General features: G+C 63.3%; 13 protein-coding genes and 1 tRNA gene. 2 read left to right on the top strand and 12 right to left on the bottom strand.

Annotated elements, in window-relative coordinates; translation table 11 throughout:
• Positions 1-85 precede the first annotated feature (85 nt).
• Positions 86-170, bottom strand: a tRNA-Leu gene (locus NR193_RS13200).
• Positions 171-406: 236 nt separating this feature from the next.
• Here NR193_RS13200 and lipB point away from each other — a divergent pair.
• Positions 407-1,150, top strand: coding sequence for a lipoyl(octanoyl) transferase LipB (gene lipB, locus NR193_RS13195; RefSeq protein ID WP_256751258.1), 744 nt, complete (start codon positions 407-409; stop codon positions 1,148-1,150).
• Positions 1,151-1,170: 20 nt separating this feature from the next.
• Here lipB and NR193_RS13190 read toward each other — a convergent pair whose 3' ends face one another.
• The 4 genes from NR193_RS13190 to proS all read right to left on the bottom strand — a co-directional run bounded on the left by NR193_RS13190 (position 1,171) and on the right by proS (position 6,234).
• A complete protein-coding gene (locus NR193_RS13190; protein ID WP_256751257.1) occupies positions 1,171-2,421 on the bottom strand; it encodes a site-2 protease family protein in 1,251 nt (416 codons plus the stop codon).
• Between the two features lie 512 nt (positions 2,422-2,933).
• Entirely contained in the window at positions 2,934-3,626 is a 693-nt protein-coding gene (locus NR193_RS13185; RefSeq protein ID WP_256751256.1) for an ABC transporter ATP-binding protein, read from the bottom strand.
• Positions 3,623-4,909: a lipoprotein-releasing ABC transporter permease subunit gene (locus NR193_RS13180; RefSeq protein WP_091575540.1), complete on the bottom strand. Its 1,287-nt coding sequence runs from the start codon at positions 4,907-4,909 to the stop codon at positions 3,623-3,625. The genes NR193_RS13185 and NR193_RS13180 overlap by 4 nt, the downstream gene beginning before the upstream one ends.
• The gene (gene proS, locus NR193_RS13175; RefSeq protein WP_256751255.1) at positions 4,906-6,234 is read right to left on the bottom strand and encodes a proline--tRNA ligase; all 1,329 of its coding nucleotides are present in this window, start codon (positions 6,232-6,234) and stop codon (positions 4,906-4,908) included. Before proS ends, NR193_RS13180 begins: the two co-directional genes overlap by 4 nt.
• A gap of 217 nt (positions 6,235-6,451) precedes the next feature.
• Here proS and NR193_RS13170 point away from each other — a divergent pair, with 217 nt between their 5' ends.
• Positions 6,452-8,965, top strand: a complete 2,514-nt coding sequence (locus tag NR193_RS13170) for a caspase family protein (protein WP_256751254.1) — start codon at positions 6,452-6,454, stop codon at positions 8,963-8,965.
• 503 nt (positions 8,966-9,468) lie between these two features.
• Here the strand turns inward: NR193_RS13170 and NR193_RS13165 are convergent.
• The 7 genes from NR193_RS13165 to nuoL are packed head-to-tail and all read right to left on the bottom strand — an operon-like array spanning position 9,469 to position 17,671.
• The gene (locus NR193_RS13165; RefSeq protein WP_256751253.1) at positions 9,469-9,753 is read right to left on the bottom strand and encodes a DUF1467 family protein; all 285 of its coding nucleotides are present in this window, start codon (positions 9,751-9,753) and stop codon (positions 9,469-9,471) included.
• Positions 9,750-10,154, bottom strand: a complete 405-nt coding sequence (gene mce / locus NR193_RS13160) for a methylmalonyl-CoA epimerase (RefSeq protein WP_256751252.1) — start codon at positions 10,152-10,154, stop codon at positions 9,750-9,752. Before mce ends, NR193_RS13165 begins: the two co-directional genes overlap by 4 nt.
• Before the next feature lie 51 nt (positions 10,155-10,205).
• Complete coding sequence (locus NR193_RS13155) at positions 10,206-11,876, bottom strand: ribonuclease J (RefSeq protein WP_256751251.1); 1,671 nt, start codon at positions 11,874-11,876, stop codon at positions 10,206-10,208.
• A 34-nt stretch (positions 11,877-11,910) separates the two neighbouring features.
• Positions 11,911-12,732: a biotin--[acetyl-CoA-carboxylase] ligase gene (locus NR193_RS13150; protein ID WP_256751250.1), complete on the bottom strand. Its 822-nt coding sequence runs from the start codon at positions 12,730-12,732 to the stop codon at positions 11,911-11,913.
• 5 nt (positions 12,733-12,737) lie between these two features.
• Entirely contained in the window at positions 12,738-14,174 is a 1,437-nt protein-coding gene (gene nuoN / locus NR193_RS13145; protein ID WP_256751249.1) for an NADH-quinone oxidoreductase subunit NuoN, read from the bottom strand.
• A gap of 18 nt (positions 14,175-14,192) precedes the next feature.
• Positions 14,193-15,698, bottom strand: coding sequence for an NADH-quinone oxidoreductase subunit M (locus NR193_RS13140; RefSeq protein ID WP_091575547.1), 1,506 nt, complete (start codon positions 15,696-15,698; stop codon positions 14,193-14,195).
• Positions 15,698-17,671: an NADH-quinone oxidoreductase subunit L gene (gene nuoL, locus NR193_RS13135; protein ID WP_256751248.1), complete on the bottom strand. Its 1,974-nt coding sequence runs from the start codon at positions 17,669-17,671 to the stop codon at positions 15,698-15,700. The genes NR193_RS13140 and nuoL overlap by 1 nt, the downstream gene beginning before the upstream one ends.
• Between the last annotated feature and the right edge of the window lie 8 nt (positions 17,672-17,679).

The following is a 17,679-nucleotide window of genomic DNA, read 5'->3' as shown; positions in this document are numbered from 1 at the left end:
GTAACGCGCGGGAATATCAAGCTAAATGGGCCCAGCACGCCGTTGGGCCGGAGGCTGACACAAATCAGATTCTGGGAAGAGAGAATGGTGCGGTCGAGAAGACTCGAACTTCCACGGGTTGCCCCACAGCGACCTCAACGCTGCGCGTCTACCAATTCCGCCACGACCGCACGTGGTAGGAGCCGGAACCGACCGGCTCGCGGCGTGTAGCAAATCGTTTCCGGCGAAACAAGTGCACGGCAAGCAATAATCTCCGACGATTGGCATAACACTCCACAGGATTGGAAAGCATGGCCGGAACTGGACGTTTCGGCCTGATACCGCCATATGGAAGGCAAATGCATGTCGCCCAAAAGCGCAAGGCGGTTTTGGGGGTACGATATGCATAAGCAAAAAGCGACAAGCCATGCCAGAACGCAGCCAGATCGCCACGTCGTTCCTGCCATTACCCGGTTCAGCACCGGTCGAATGGCGCATCGAGCCCGGCCTCACCGCCTATCCTGATGCGCTTGCCTTCATGGAGGCTCGCGCCGAGGCGATCCGAAGCGGCACCGCCGGCGAAATGGTCTGGCTGGTCGAGCACCCGCCGCTCTACACCGCCGGCACCAGCGCCCGCATCGAGGACCTGATCGACGCCAACCGCTTCCCGGTGTTCGCGGCGGGGCGCGGCGGCGAATACACCTACCATGGGCCGGGCCAGCGGGTCGCCTATGTCATGCTCGACCTGAAACGGCGGCGCGAGGATGTCCGCGCCTTTGTCGCCGCGCTCGAACAGTGGATCATTGGCACGCTCGCCGCCTTCAACGTGCATGGCGAGCGCCGCGAGGACCGCGTCGGCGTCTGGGTGGTGCGGCCGGATCGCCCTGCCCTGCCGGACGGCTCGCCGGCCGAGGACAAGATCGCGGCAATAGGCATCCGGCTGCGGCGCTGGGTGAGTTTTCATGGCATCGCCATCAATGTCGAACCCGATCTCGACCATTTCGGCGGCATCGTGCCGTGTGGCGTGCAGGACCACGGCGTCACCAGCCTCGTCGACCTCGGCCTCCCCCTGACAATGGCTGACCTCGACCTGGCGCTGAAATCCGCCTTCGAGGACGTTTTCGGTCCCGCCACGGCTTCGCATTTGGAAGTGGCCCGCAAGGCCGGTTGACGCTTCCGGTTTGGGACTGGTCAGGTCAGCTGCGCGGACGCCCACAGCACGCCATAGCCATGGATGGCGAATACCGCCAGCAGCGCTGCCGCCATGGCGAGGCGATCGATAGTGCGGATCGGCTTCAGCTCGTGGCGCGGCTTGACCCCGCTGCCCACGGTCAACAGGCTGAGGATTGAAAAGATCGCTCCTGCCGCGAGCAGAAAGCCGGAGGAGAAGCCGGCCTGCCGGCCAAGCGCCAGGAAGGCAGAGAGCAGGAAGAACGAAGCCAGCGCCAGCGCGATCGGCCCCGGACAGATCTGGCGCAGCACCTGGCCGCCGTCGAACTTCCAGACCGGCACGAGATTGGCGATGTTGAACAAGGCGACGCAGCCAGCCAGCGTTGCCAGCAGCATGGCCGCCAGCCGATGTCCTTCCGCGCCGGCAAAGGTACTGGCGGCGATAACGACCGGCACCAGGAAGGCGGAAAAGCCGGCGCCCATCAACGCCACGAAGGCCACCTCGAAACGACTGTCATAGGGCCGGCCGCCAATGGCGATGCCACCGAGCAGCGGGATGAAGATCATCCGCGCCTTGCTGTGCCCCATCAGGCGAAACGCCGCCATGTGGCCGAGTTCGTGCAAGGCCACGACCGACGTCAGGATCGCGGCCAGCGCCAGCCCGCCTAGGTGAAGGCCGAAGAACGGCCACAGAATAAGCGCCGAAAGACCCGCGAAGCCGACCTGGCTCAGCGGATGCTCGAACCAGCCGCCCTTGCGATACTGTCCGGTCCTGGCCCAGCGCTGCAGCTTGCCGAGTTCGCGGCGCATGGCGAAATAGCGAAACACCAGGAAGGCAACGCCTCGATAACGATCGGTCTGTCTGAGCGTCACCCACGTGCTGCCGCCCTCGGAAACGAGTTCGACGCTTTCGCGGTAGTTCGCCCAGAACGAGGCATCGAGTGCGGTATCCTCGATGACGCGCATCGAGAAACGGCTACCCTCGACAACCTCCTCGAACAGCGACTTGCGTTCGATCGGCTTGCCGTCGCGGCCTTCCCAGGACAGCACGATGCGGGCCGTGCCCTCCCCGTCCAGCGCCTCGGCGGAAAGAATCTCGCCGGACCAGCCGGCATCACTGCCCAGCGGCCAAAGCGCCTGCCAAAGGCGGTGGCGGTCCATCGCCACCAGGCGGCTCAGCCTGACCGTGCGCAAACCAAGCGGCACGGTCATCAAAAGAAAGATCAGCCCGAGATTGCTGGCCACGAGGATGGCCGTGACGATGGGCGGCACGTGACATTGCTCCTTGCCTCAGCAGGGATACCCTAACGTCACGAGGGGCAAGAAAAGCTTAACGGCGGAACGGTCTTTGCCCGCCCCGGAGCAATTCATCGTTTCACGGAAACGCAGAACTGCTCGGTCCTTTTATTTTGGCGCTTTTCCCGGGAAAACCGTTTTACACATTTCCTGGAATTGCGCAGCAACAGCGGTGGCTGATGCCGTCAGCTCACATGGCTCCGATCCAGATCGCCATGGAAATGAGAAAGGTGCTCATGCAGACCAGCGAGACGACATCCTGAACCAGATCGGTCATAACTCTCTCCTGTTGTTGATATGTTCTCAATTTGTTCTAATTTTGTGCTATTGTCAACGACCAGAATCCGGCCGCATCCGGAATTTCCGGGCGATCAGATCGGCAGGGTTAAGGAAAGGTTGACGGGCGTGCGGCGAGTACCCGGTGGAGCGCAAACACGCTCTCGGGGCGGACTATCGGCGAGCCCGCCAGGATATGTCGAGACTGAAGATCAGCCCGAGCCGAGGGGCACGACCTTGCCGTCGGCGAGCGTGACGCGCCGGTCCATGCGCGACGCCAGTTCGTGATTGTGGGTGGCGATCAGCGCCGCGAGGCCCGATTGCTTGACCAGTGCGCCCAGTGCGTCGAACACATAGGAGGCGGTGACCGGGTCGAGATTGCCGGTCGGCTCGTCCGCCAGCAGCACCAGCGGCGCGTTGGCAACCGCACGCGCGATGGCAACGCGTTGCTGCTCACCACCGGAGAGTTCGGATGGCCGGTGCGACGCGCGCTTGCCGATCTGCATGTAGTCGAGCAGCTGCGCCGCGCGCTCGGCCGCCTCCTTGCGCGGCAGCCCCTTGATCAGCTGCGGCATCATGATGTTTTCCAGCGCCGTGAACTCCGGCAGCAGGTGATGGAACTGGTAGACGAAGCCGACATCGTTGCGGCGGATCGACGTGCGTTCGTCGTCGGAGAGCCGTCCGCAGGCGCGACCGGCCAGAATCACGTCGCCGGCGTCAGGGCGCTCCAGCAGACCCGCGGTATGCAGCAACGTCGACTTGCCGCTACCGGACGGCGCCACCAGCGCCACCATCTCGCCGCGCTTCAGCGAGAAATCGGCGCCGTTGAGAATGGTGAGCTTGCGCGGACCCTGGACGTAGTGCCGCTCAACGCTCTTCAGCTCGATAATGGCCTCGGCCATCATTCATACCTCAAGGCTTCGACAGGATCGAGCCGGGCGGCCCGCCACGCCGGAAACACCGTTGCCAGGAAGGACAGCCCAAGCGCCATGATGACGACGTAGGTGGTCTCGCGCGGATCCATCTTCGCCGGCAACTGGCTGAGGAAGTAGAGCTCCGGGTTGAACAGCACCTTGCCGGTCATCCAGGAGAAAAACTGGCGGATCGATTCGATGTTGGTGCAGATGACGATGCCGAGCAGGACGCCGGCGAGCGTGCCTGTCACGCCGATCGCAGCCCCCGTCATCAGGAAGATGCGCAGGATGGCCCCTCGGGTAGCGCCCATGGTGCGCAGGATGGCGATGTCGTGCCCCTTGTCCTTCACCAGCATGATCAGGCCGGAGATGATGTTGAGCGCCGCCACCAGCACGATCAGCGTCAGGATCATGAACATGACATTGCGCTCGACCTGCAGGGCGGAAAAGAAGGTCTCGTTGCGCTGGCGCCAGTCGACGAGGTCGATCGGCCGCTGCGCCGCCTCCTCCACCTTCGGCTTCAGCGCGTCGACGTTGTCGGGATTGTCGACATAGATCTCGATCGTCTGTGCCCGGCCGTCCATGTTGAAATAGAGCTGCGCCTCCGAAAACGGCATGTAGACGATCGAACTGTCATACTCCGACATGCCGACTTCGAAGATCGCGGTGATCGGATAGCCCTTCATGCGCGGCGTCGTGCCCAGCGGCGTCACGTCGCCGTCGGGCGATATCAAGGTGATGGTGTCGCCGAGCGCCAGGCCGAGATTCTCGGCCATGCGCTTGCCGATGGCGACGCCCTCGCCCGTATCGAAACCGGCGATCGAACCCTGCTTGATGTTGCCGGCGACGATGGCGATCTTGCCCAGATCCTCGCCGCGTATGCCGCGCACCAGCGCGCCGGTGCCGCCACCGACATTGCCTTGCGCCAGCACCTGGCCGTCGATCAGCGGGATAGCGTATTTGACGCCGGGCACGCCGTTGATTCGGCCGGCGACCTGCGCATAGTCCTCGAGCGGCGAATCGAGCGGCTGCACGATCAGATGGCCGTTCACGCCGAGGATGCGCGTCAACAGCTCCGCCCTGAAGCCGTTCATCACCGCCATGACCACAATCAGCGTGGCGACCCCCAGCATGATGCCGAGGAAGGAGATCGAGGCGATCACCGAGATCACCGTCTCCTTGCGCCGCGAGCGCAGATAGCGCCATGCAACCATGCGCTCGAAGATGGAAAAGGGTCCGGCGCCCGCCGATCTTGCCGCCACCGCCTCGCTCATGCGGCGACACCGAAGCGCTTTTTCGCGGCGGCGACAGGCAGCGTTTCGCGCTCGCCGGTCTTGCGATTCTTGATCTCGATCTCGCCGGCGGCAACGCCGCGCGGCCCGACGATCACTTGCCACGGCAGGCCGATCAGGTCGGCGGTGGCGAACTTGCCGCCAGGCCGCTGGTCGGTGTCGTCGTAGAGCACGTCCTTGCCGGCGGCGACGAAAGCGGCATGCAGTTCGTCGCAGACGCGGTCGCACTCGGCGTCGCCCGCCTTCATGTTGATCAGCCCGATGTCGAACGGCGCCACCGCTTCCGGCCAGATGATGCCGTTGTCGTCATGGCTGGCTTCGATGATCGCCGCCACCAGCCGCGACGGCCCGATGCCGTAGGAGCCCCCGGACACGAAATGATCCTTGCCGTCGGGCCCGGTCACCTTGGCTCCCATCGGCTTGGAATATTTGTCGCCGAAATGGAAGATGTGGCCGACCTCGATGCCGCGCGCCGAAACCTTGTCGTTTTCGCCGATCTGTTCCCAGGCCGCCTCGTCATGCATCTCATCGGTGGCGGCGTAGGGCGTCGTCCACGTCTTGACGATGTCGCCGATCTCGGCGTCGTTGGCGAAGTCGGTAGTCTCGCCGGGCACATCGAGCGAAAGATAGTCGCGATGGCAGAAGACCTGGCTCTCACCGGTGTCGGCGAGGATGATGAATTCGTGGCTGAGGTCGCCGCCGATCGGCCCCGTGTCGGCCCGCATCGGAATCGCCTGCAGCCCCATGCGCGTGAAAGTCCTGAGATAAGACACGAACATGCGGTTATAGGCCGCCTTTGCGCCCTCGAAGTCGAGATCGAAGGAATAGGCGTCCTTCATCAGGAATTCTCTGCTGCGCATGACGCCGAAGCGCGGCCGCACTTCGTCGCGGAACTTCCACTGGATGTGGTAGAGATTCAGCGGCAGGTCCTTGTAGGATTTCACGTAGGCGCGGACGATCTCGGTGACCACTTCCTCGTTGGTCGGGCCGTAAAGCATGTCGCGGTCCTGGCGATCCTTGATGCGCAGCATCTCCTTGCCATAGTCGTCATAGCGGCCGCTTTCGCGCCACAGATCGGCTGATTGGATGGTCGGCATCAGGATTTCCAGCGCACCGGCGCGGTTCTGCTCCTCGCGGATGATGCGGCAGACCTTGTCCAGCACCCGCTTGCCGAGTGGCAGCCACGAAAAACTGCCTTGCCCCTGCTGGCGGATCATGCCGGCGCGAAGCATCAACCGGTGCGAGACAATCTCGGCCTCTCGCGGATTTTCTTTGAGTATAGGCAGGAAATAGCGCGACAAACGCATGGACTGTTCCGTGAGAGAGGATGGCCCCGCCGGAATCGGCGCGACGCAGGCTGCTTGCCCCGGCTTCATAGCCATTTCATGACGGAATGGAAACCCGGCGAAGGCGGCACATCGATGCCTTCACGCCCGCAATCGTTCAGTTCCTGGATCTTGTCGCGCCCGGCTTGCTTGCGCCGACAAGCCGTGGGAGTCTGTCAGCTGCGGGTGGATTGGATCATTGCGTTTTTACCTGGCAGTCATCCTGGCGATCTTTTTCGTCTCGGCGGCCCATGCCGAGCGGCGAGTCGCGCTCATTCTGGCGGCCGACGACTACCGGAATGTGCGTCCACTGAAGAACGCGGTAAACGACAGCCGCACGATCGAATCCGCGCTGAAAAAGCTCGGCTTCGACGTCACCACCGAAGCGAACCGTGACTTGAAGCGCATGCGCCGGGCGCTGGAGGACTTTCGCGACGATGCGGCCGGCGCGGATGTCGCGCTGATCTATTTCTCCGGTCATGGCGTCGAGATCGCGGGCGACAACCGGCTGCTGCCGGTCGATGCCGATCCGTCATCGCTGGATCGATTGAAGGCCACAACCCTTCCGCTTGAAGAGGTGCGTGAGACAGTGACCGCGGTCGGCAAGATCGGCCTCGTGGTGCTCGATGCGTGCCGCAACGATCCTTTCGGCCAATCTGGGGGCAGCGAATCCGGAGACAGCAAATCTGGCGAAGGGCGCGGCGTGCTATCCATCGCGCCAGAGGTGAAAGCCGAGGCCAAGCCGGGGCTCGGACGCATGGGCAGGGCGGAAAACGTGCTGTTCGCCTTCTCCGCGGCGCCCGGACAGACGGCATCTGACGGCGCATCCGGCAACTCCGAATTTTCCGCCGCATTGGCCAGGTTCCTGCCCACGGACGGGCTGGAGATACGCTCCGTGCTGACGCTCGTGCAGCAACAGGTCTACGACCTGTCGCGCGGCAAACAGCTTCCCTATGTAGAGAGCGGCTTGCCGCAGCTTTTCTTCGCCGCACAGACCAGCAAGGACGCCCTGCCCGAGCGCGATCGGCTGCTGCTCGCCATGGCCGACGTCACGCCGGACTTGCGCGTCGAGGTCGAGGCGGTGGCGGCCAACGCCGACATGCCGCTAGCGCCGCTATACGCCGCGCTTATCACCTCCGACGGCAAGGCGATGGAGCCAAGGCGGCGCCGGCAGAAACTCCAGGAAGCGGCCGACGCTTTCACGAAGGTCCGGGCCGATTTGCGCAACTTCGCCTCCTCCGATCCGCAGGTTACGGCGCTGCGCCAACAGGCCGAAGCGCAATTGGCACTTGGCTCGTTCGACGAGGCACGTGCGCTGCTTGGCAAGGCGGCGGATATCGACGGCAGGTCGCGCGACGATCTGAAAACCCGTTTCATCGAGCGTACGCTGTCGGAGGCAACGACGCATTATCTCGCCGGCGGCGCTTCGCGGGCGCAACTGCGTTACGACCTCGCCATCGAGGACTACCGCAAGGCAGTGGCGCTCTACGCTGATGTCGAGGGTTTCCACATACCCGACGACGCCCGCTACCAGCAGACACTGTCCTGGGAACTGATCGGCACGCTGGAAACGACCGTCGGCCATTTGCAGGAAGCCGGCAAAGCCTTTGATTCCATGGTCCAGTCCGCTGAGAAACGCGCGGCTGCCGAGCCCGACAAGATCGACCACCAGCGCGACCTTGCCGTGGCTGAAAACAAGGTGGCCGACGTCAAGAAGGCGACGGGCGATACCGCCGGCGCGATCGCGCTTTACGAGCAGGCGCTCGCCACAATGAAGGCGATCCTCGAAAAGGAGCCTACGCTTGGCTATCTGCGCGACTACGCCGTCTGCTTCAACCGCATCGGCGACGCCATGCGGGGGTCGGGCGACGGACCTAGCGCGCTGGCGAATTACCGTTCAGCGCTCAAGGTTGCCGAATTCCTGGTCGAGAAGGCGCCGGACGATGATGGCTTTCGGCGCGACCTTTCCGTCAGCCATTCCAAGGTCGGGCTGGCGCTCAGGCTGACCAACGACCTGGAAGGCTCGATCGCCGAATATGAAGTGTCCTTGCAGATCACCGAGGCGCTGACGAAGAAGATGCCGGACGACGCCGAACTGCAGCGAGACATCACCGTCAGCCTCACCGCCATCGGCGACCTGCAACGGCTGACCGGGCACAACGAAAAAGCTTTCGAACCCTACCAGCGCAGCGTCGATATCGCGCGGAAGCTGGTGGCACGGGACCCCGGCAATACACTATGGCGGCGTGACCTCGAGCTTGCGCTGGGCAAGGTGGCCGACGGCCACGCCGAGGCTGGCGACCTCGATGGAGCGCTCTCCAACCGCCGTTCCGGGCAGGCCATTGCGGAATATCTGGCCGAACTCGATCCCGACAATGCCGAATGGCAGCGCGACCTTGCGGTTGGCCACAACCGGATCGGCGACGTGCTGATGAGCAAGGGGGACAAAATCGGCGCCGCAGCCGAATACCAGGCCGGTTTCGTGATCGCCAACACGCAGTCGCAAGCCGATCCGGGCAATGCACAGCGCACGGTCGATGCCGCCTACAGCCGCTATAAGCTGGCAGTAGCTGGCGTAGACCCGTCGACAAATCTCAAGGCCGCGCTGGCCATGCTAACCGGCCTGAAATCGGAAGGACGCCTGCCGGGTGCCAACGAAGGCTGGATCGGCATGGTCGAGAAGGCGATGGCTGAGGCCGGCTTCGCAAAGTAGGTTCCAGCCGACGGTGCGAGAGAGCTCGACCTCTTCGGGCTCGGCGCTCGAATTCTTTACGCGCGCCAATTCAGGAAGGGTGGTAAAGCTCTCCCGATCCTATTGGTCGTTTCCCAAGCAACGCCTGCCGCACTATTGTGCAGTGCAGCACGAGAATGCCCGTTTCAAGGCAAAATTCTTCGTGACATTTTCATTCGCGTTAGGCTAATGTGCCCTGATAACCGAGAGGGTAGAAAAAAATCTGCTCTCCTACGCGGTCAAAGTCTTGGGAGGATGCGATCTAGGCGCGGTTACTCGCTGCCGCCGGAAACCGGAAACAGATCGGACGCGTTTAAATTGCAAGGCCTCGTGCCTTGCATTTTTTTTGTGCAATCACCTGCTTAGCGCAACGCGTTGCCAAACTACTTTACCTAGCGTCAGCGCTTATCGAACCGGAGGAACGGTACGGCGTCCCAGAGCGAAGCCCTCGGCTCCACCATACAGAAATGCCGTCGTCGGACGGCCTATTTTGCTGGAGTCTGGCCGAAGTCCGGCACGATGTGCGGGATGTCGTTGAGGCTGTATCCCAGCCCATGCGTCAGGCCGTAGAAAATGCCCATCAGAACCGCCGTGGCGATGGTGGTGCGCACGACGGCGCGCAGCATATGGGGACCGCGCGGCGCGCTTGGAACCGTGCCCAGCGTCACGTCATGATCGTCATCCTGCGTCCTGATGCTGAAGGGCAGCACGGCAAAAAGCACCACCCACCAGGTCGCGAAGAACAGCGCGGTGAACGAAACCCAGCTCATGATTGCTCCAGTTCGATCAGCGTGCCGAAGAAATCCTTCGGGTGCAGGAACAACACCGGCTTGCCATGGGCGCCGGTCTTCGGATTGCCGTCGCCCAGCACGCGGGCGCCGGAAGCCTTGAGCTGGTCGCGCGCGGCCAGGATATCGGCAACTTCGTAGCAAAGATGATGCATGCCGCCGGAAGGATTCTTGGCGAGGAAGGCGGCGATCGGCGAGCCCTCGCCCAACGGCTCGAGAAGTTCGATCTTGGTGTTGCCGACATTGACGAAAACCACGGTGACGCCGTGCTCCGGCAGCGCCTGCGGCTCGGTCACTTCGGCGCCGAGCGTGTTGCGATAGGCGGCAACCGCCGCGGCCAGGTCCGGCACGGCAAGCGCGACATGATTCAGGCGTCCGAGCATAGGGTGCTCCGTGGAAAGTCAGGGGAGGAGCAGGGCCTACTCCCCTGTTCCTCACCTCGTGACGAACACCGTCACCAGTGGTTTCTTGCCCCAGGCTTCGTTTGCCGCACCGCGCACCGCGCGCCGTACGGCTTCTTGCACGAGGTCGAGGTCTTTTCGGCGCTGACGGGGGATCGAGTCCACCGCGCCGATTGCCGCATCGATCATCAGGTCCTCGAGCGTCTCGCCACCGGCGTCGGCCTCGGCAACGCCAATGGCCACCAGATCGGGATCGCCAGCGAGCTCGTACTTGTCGTCAAGCACGACATTGACCGCGACATGGCCGGCGAAGGAGAGCTTGCGCCGGTCGCGAATGCCCATCGCCTGGTCGGTGCCGATCAGCCTGCCGTCCTTGTAGATGCGGCCGAACGGCACCTGGTCGATGATGGTGGCAGGGCCAGGGGCAAGCCTCAGCATGTCACCGTCGCGCACCTGCGCCACCTGGCCTATGCCCGAGATCGACATCAGCGATCCCTGCGCCACCAGATGCGCCGCTTCGCCATGCACAGGCACGCCGATCTGCGGCCGCACCCACTCATACATCTTGCGCAATTCGCTGCGGCGCGGATGGCCCGAGACATGCACCAATGCGTCGCCATCCTCGATGATCTTGATGCCGAGATCGATCAGGCGGTTCTTGATCTCGAGGATCGCCTTCTCGTTGCCGGGAATGGTGCGCGAGGAAAACACCACCGTATCGCCAGCCGTCAGCGACACCGATTTCATCTCGTCGCGTGACAGCTTGGCAAGGGCCGCCAGCGGCTCGCCCTGGCTGCCGGTGCAGATGATGACGAGGTTTTCGCGCGGGATGAAGCCGAAATCCTCTTCGGCGATGAACTCCGGCAGCCCGTCCATGTAGCCGAGCTCGTCGGCCACGTCGATGACGCGCTTCAGCGAGCGGCCAAGCACCAGGCACTGACGGCCGGCGTCGCGCGCCGCCTTGGCAATGGAGACGATGCGCCCGACATTGGAGGAGAATGTGGTGACGGCGACACGGCCCTTGGCTGCCTGGATGACGCCCTTGAGGCCTTCGCCGACGGCCACTTCCGAAGGCGAGTCGCCTTCCCTCATCGCATTGGTCGAATCGCAGATCAGCGCCAGGACGCCCTTGTCGCCATAGGCGCGAAAGCGCGCCTCGTCGGTCTTCGGACCAATCGTCGGTTCCGGATCGATCTTCCAGTCGCCGGTGTGGATGACGGTGCCGGCAGGCGTGGTGATCGCCAGCGACATCGGCTCGGGGATCGAGTGCGCGACGGGAATGGCTTCGATCTCGAAGGGGCCGACGGTGAATTTCTCACCTGCCCGATAGATAGTCAGCGGAATCTTCGGCGCGCCCTGCTCGCCTTGCCGCTTGGCTTCCAGCAAGCCGGCGCTGAACGGCGTCATCCACACCGGCGCCTTCAGCTTCGGCCAGGTGTCGAGCAGCGCGCCATAGTGGTCTTCGTGCGCATGGGTGATGATGATGCCGCGCAGATTGGCGAGATTCTCTTCGATGAAACGCGTGTCGGGCAGCACCAGGTCGACGCCAGGCAGGCTGGCATCGGGAAAGGTCACGCCGACATCGATGACGATCCACTCGCGCGCGCTCGGCGGGCCGTAGCCGTAGAGAGCGAAGTTCATACCGATCTCGCCGACGCCGCCGAGCGGCACGAAGACGAGTTCGGCGTTTTCCGCTTTCGCCATGATTTTTCCCTTCCTGGCCCTCAGGCCAAGCCCGTTAGATCCGGGCAGACGCGACCGCGCCGAAATGCACGTCGCCGGCGGCGATCGTCAGAACCGAACCTTCATCGTCGCGGATCACGAAACGGCAGTCCTCGTCAATGGTTTCAAACACCCCACGCACCACATTACCGTCAATTCTGACAGCAACCTCGCCGCCGAGCCCCGCCGCGCGAGCCAGCCAGCGTCGCCTGACGGCGGCAAGTCCACGCCCCTCATCCCACAGCCGGGCATTCTCGCTCCACGCATCCGACAGCGCCAGGAACAGCGTTTCGGCATCGCATGTCGCGCCCAATGCATTGAGCGAAGTCGCGGGATACGGCAAATCCTCGGGATAAGCCACCACATTGACGCCGATGCCGACCGCTACCGCGAAGCGGCCGCCTTCCAGTATCGCCGATTCCAGCAGAATGCCGGCCAGCTTGGCGCCCGAGGCAAGCACGTCATTCGGCCATTTCAGCTCGAAACGGTTCTTGCCCGCGCTTGCACCGTCGAGGCCGATGGCGATCCGGCCCTTCGGGACGACGGCGTCGAGTGCATCGGCAAGCGCCAGCCCGGCGACAAAGCCGAGCGTCGCGGCAAGGCGAAGCTCGGCATTGGTGATGACGAGCAGCGTCGCCGCCAGATTGCCTTCGGGCGTCGCCCACACACGGCCGCGGCGGCCGCGGCCGCTTTCCTGCCTCTTGGAAACGACCCACAATTTGCCAGAGTCGCCCGCACGGGCGTGGTCCAGCGCCAGCGCATTGGTGGAGCCGACGCTGTCATGCGCCTCGAGCCGGAACCCTTCCGACGCCGAGGTTGGAGCCAGCCGAAATCCCATGCCGGCTAGAAAAAGGTCTTGGCGGCGGCTTCGGCATAGGTGCCGATCGGACCGCCGATCAGCACGTAGAACAGCACGAAGGCGCCGGAGACGCCGAGCACGAGGCGCAGTTCACTGGCCATCGGCACGAAGCCGCCGACCGGTTCGTCGAACCACATGATCTTGATGATGCGCAGATAGTAATAGGCGCCCACCACCGAGGCCAGCACGCCAATGATCGCCAGCGCGTAGAGGTTGGCGTTGATGGCGGCGAGGAACACGTACCATTTCCCCCAGAAGCCGGCGAGCGGCGGAATGCCGGCCAGCGAGAACATCAGGATGGTGAGGATCGTCGCCATGATCGGATTGGTCGACGACAGGCCGGCCAGATCGCTGATCTGCTCGACATTGCCTTCCTTGCGCCGCATCGCGAGGATGAAGGCGAAGGTGCCGAGCGTCATCACCAGGTAGATCAGCATGTAGATGGCAACGCCACGCACGCCGGCCTGGCTGTTGGCGGCAAGACCGACCAGCGCGTAGCCCATATGGCCGATGGAGGAATAGGCCATCAGCCGCTTGATGTTGGTCTGGCCGATGGCGGCGAAGGCGCCGAGCGCCATCGAGGCGATGGAGATGAAGACGATGATCTGCTGCCAGTCGGCGGCTATCGGCTTGAACGCGCCCATGGTGACGCGCACCATCAGCGCCATCGCCGCCATCTTCGGTGCCGCCGCCAGGAAGGCCGTCACCGGCGTCGGCGCGCCCTCATAGACGTCGGGCGTCCACATGTGGAACGGCACCGCCGAGATCTTGAAGGCAAGGCCGGCCAGCACGAAGACGAGGCCGAAGACGAGACCAAGCTGGCGCTCGCCGCTGCCCAGCGCCGTGGCGATCTCGTGGAAGCCGGTGTTGCCGGTGTAACCATAGATCAGGCTGATGCCATAAAGCAGCATGCCCGACGACAATGCGCCGAGAACGAAATACTTCAGGCCGGCCTCGGTGGAACGCAGGTTGTCGCGGTTGATCGCCGCCAGCACATAAATCGCCAGCGACTGCAGTTCGAGGCCGAGATAGAGCCCGATCATGCCGTTGGCCGAGATCATCAGCATCATGCCGAGCGTGCAGAGCAGGATCAGCACCGGATATTCGAACTTGTCGAAATGCTCCGTCTTGGCAAAGCGCATCGACATGACCAGCGTCACAGCCGAGCCGATCAGCGCCAGCACCTTCATGAAACGGGCGAAGGAATCCTGTATGAAGGCGTTGCCATAGGCGCTGCCCTGCCCCGTGGAAAAGATCAGCCAGGCGCCGGCGATCACCAGCACGGCGACGGCAAGGCCGGTCACGGTGTTGGCGGTGTTGGCGCGCGAATAGGCACCGACCATCAGCAGCGCCAGCGCGCCGATGGCAAGGATCAGCTCTGGCGTCGAAAGCGACAGGCTGGAGAGAAGGTCCGGCGTCATGGTTCGCAAAACCCCTGGTCAGTTCGCCGCCGCGGTCTGCGCGGCGCCGATGGATGCAGTGACATTGGTGACGAGCGACTTGACCGATTCGGCCGTCGCGTCGAAGACCGGTGCGGGATAGACGCCGAAGAAGATGACCAGCACGACCAGCGGATAGATGATGACCTTCTCGCGCGTCGACAGGTCGAGCAGGCCCTTCAGGCTGTCCTTGGTCAACGCGCCGAAGATCACCCGGCGATAGAGCCACAACGCGTAGGCGGCCGACAGGATGACGCCGGTGGCGGCGAAGAACGCCACCCAGGTGTTGACCCGGAACACGCCGAGCATGGTGAGGAACTCGCCAATGAAGCCGCTGGTGCCGGGCAGACCGACATTGGCCATGGTGAAGATCAGGAACACGGTGGCGTATTTCGGCATGTTGTTGACCAACCCGCCATAGGCGGCGATCTCGCGCGTGTGCATGCGGTCGTAGATGACGCCGACGCACAGGAACAGCGCGCCTGAGACGAGGCCGTGGCTGAGCATCTGGAAGATGGCGCCCTGCACGCCTTCCTGGTTCATGGCGAAGATGCCCATGGTGACGAAGCCCATATGGGCCACCGACGAATAGGCTATCAGCTTCTTCATGTCCTCCTGCATCAGCGCCACCAGCGAGGTGTAGATGATGGCGACGACCGACAGCGCGAAGACCAGCGGCGCGAACATTTCGGAAGCCAGCGGGAACATCGGCAGCGAGAAGCGCAGGAAGCCGTACCCGCCCATCTTCAGGAGGATGGCGGCCAGGATGACCGAACCGGCCGTCGGCGCTTCGACATGCGCGTCGGGCAGCCAGGTGTGCACCGGCCACATCGGCATCTTCACCGCGAAGGAAGCGAAGAAGGCGAGCCACAGCCATGTCTGCATGTTGGCCGGGAAGTTGTGCGTCAGAAGCGTCGGGATGTCGGTCGTCCCGGACTGATAGAACATCGCCATGATGGCTAGCAGCATCAGCACCGAGCCGGCGAGCGTATAGAGGAAGAACTTGAACGAGGCATAGACGCGCCGCTTGCCACCCCAGACGCCGATGATGATGAACATCGGGATCAGGCCGGCTTCGAAGAAGACGTAGAACAGCACGATATCCAGCGCGCAGAACACGCCGATCATCAGCGTCTCGAGCAGCAGGAAGGCGATCATGTAGGCCTTGACCCGCTTCTCGATCGATTCCCACGACGCCAGGATGCAGAGCGGCATCAGGAACGTCGTCAGGATGACGAACAGCATGGAAATGCCGTCGACGCCCATGTGGTAGGAGATGCCGGAGTCGAGCCAGGCCACCTTCTCGACGAACTGGAAGCCGGACTGCGAATTGTCGAAGCCGGTCCAGATGAACAGCGAGATGATGAAGGTGAACGTCGTCGTCAGCAGCGCGATGGCGCGGATGTTGCGGCGCGCGTTTTCACTGTCATCATTGATGAACAGGATGAGCAGCACACCAACCAGCGGCAGGAAGGTGACCAGCGAGAGGATTGGCCAGGCGGTCATCAGAGCATCATCCAGGTGACGAGTGCGGCAACGCCGATCAGCATGGCGAAGGCATAATGGTAAAGGTAGCCGGTCTGCAGCTTGACGACGCGGTTGGTGACATCGACGACACGTGCCGAAATGCCATCCGGACCAAGTCCGTCGATGACGGTGCCGTCGCCGGTCTTCCACAGGAAATGGCCGAGGCGCTTGGCGGGCCGCACGAACAGGAAGTCGTAGAGCTCGTCGAAATACCATTTGTTGAGCAGGAAGGCGTAGAGCCCGCGATGCTGCGCCGCGAGGTTCACCGGCATTTCCGGCGAGCGGATGTAGAACTTCCAGGCCAGCGCGAAGCCGATCAGCATGGCGATGAAGGGCGACAGCTCGACCCACAGCGGCAGTTCTTCGATCTCGTGCAGGATGTGGTTGTCCGGCAGCGTGAACAGCGACGCCTTCCAGAACTCGGCATAGCCCTCGCCGATGAAGGCGCCGTGGAAGATGATGCCGGCAAACAGCGCGCCGGCCGCCAGGATGAACAGCGGCACCAGCATCACCGGCGGCGATTCATGGACGTGGTGCATCACCTCGTGGCTTGCCCGCGGCTTGCCGTGGAAGGTCATGAAGATCAGCCGCCAGGAGTAGAAGGAGGTGAAGCAGGCGGCGACGACCAGGGCCACGAAGGCGAGGCCGGCAACCGAATTGTGGCCGGCGAAGGCGCTCTCGATGATGGCATCCTTGGAGAAGAAGCCGGCGGTGCCGATGACCGTCACCGGAATACCAACGCCGGTCAGCGCCAGCGTGCCGATCACCATCATCCAGTAGGTGGTCGGGATCAGCTTCCGCAGGCCGCCCATCTTGCGCATGTCCTGCTCGTCGGAGACGGCATGGATCACCGAGCCCGAGCCGAGGAACAGCAGCGCCTTGAAGAAGGCATGCGTGAACAGGTGGAAGATCGCGGCACCGTAGGCGCCGACGCCGAGCGCGACGAACATGTAGCCGAGCTGCGAGCAGGTCGAGTAGGCGATGACGCGCTTGATGTCGTTCTGGACGAGACCGACGGTCGCCGCGAAGAAGGCGGTGAAGGCGCCGATGAAGGTCACGACCGTCAGCGCCGAATGCGACAGCTCGAACAGCGGCGACAGGCGCGCCAGCATGAACACGCCTGCCGTCACCATGGTGGCGGCATGGATCAGCGCGGACACCGGCGTCGGGCCCTCCATGGCGTCCGGCAGCCAGGTGTGCAGCGGCACCTGCGCCGACTTGCCCATCGCGCCCATGAACAGCAGCAGGCAGACGACGGTCATTGCCGCCTGCTTGTCCAGCGCATGGCCGAGGAAGGTCAGCACGGCAGCACCCTGCGGGGCGCCTTCGGCGGGGATGAACGTCGCCGCATTGGCGAAGATGGTGCCGAGGTTGACCGAGCCGAACAGCACGAAGAGGCCGAAGATGCCAAGCGCGAAGCCGAAATCGCCGACGCGGTTGACGACGAAGGCCTTGATGGCGGCGGCGTTGGCCGACGGCTTCTTGTACCAGAAACCGATCAGCAGATAGGAGGCGAGGCCCACCCCTTCCCAGCCGAAGAACATCTGCACCAGATTGTCAGCCGTCACCAGCATCAGCATGGCAAAGGTGAACAGCGACAGATAGGCGAAGAAGCGCGGCCGGTTCGGATCGTGGTGCATGTAGCCGATCGAATAGATGTGAACCAGCGCCGACACGGTGTTGACCACCACCAGCATCACCACCGTCAGCGTGTCGATCCTGAGCGCCCAGGATGCTTCGAGCCCGCCGGACTGGATCCAGCGCAGCACCGGCACGGTGAACACCTCGCCATGGCCGAAGCCGACGCTGAAGAAAGCGATCCACGACAGCACCGCCGAAATCACCAGGAAACCGGAGGTTATGTATTCGGACGCCTTGGCGCCGAGCGACGTGCCGAACAGGCCGACGATCAGGAAGCCGAGCAGTGGAAGGAAGACGATGGCCTGATACATGGTGGTTC

Origin of the sequence: Mesorhizobium sp. Mes31, from assembly GCF_024519675.1 — a bacterium.
GTDB lineage: Bacteria > Pseudomonadota > Alphaproteobacteria > Rhizobiales > Rhizobiaceae > Mesorhizobium.
This window is presented reverse-complemented; position numbering and strand designations above follow the sequence as displayed.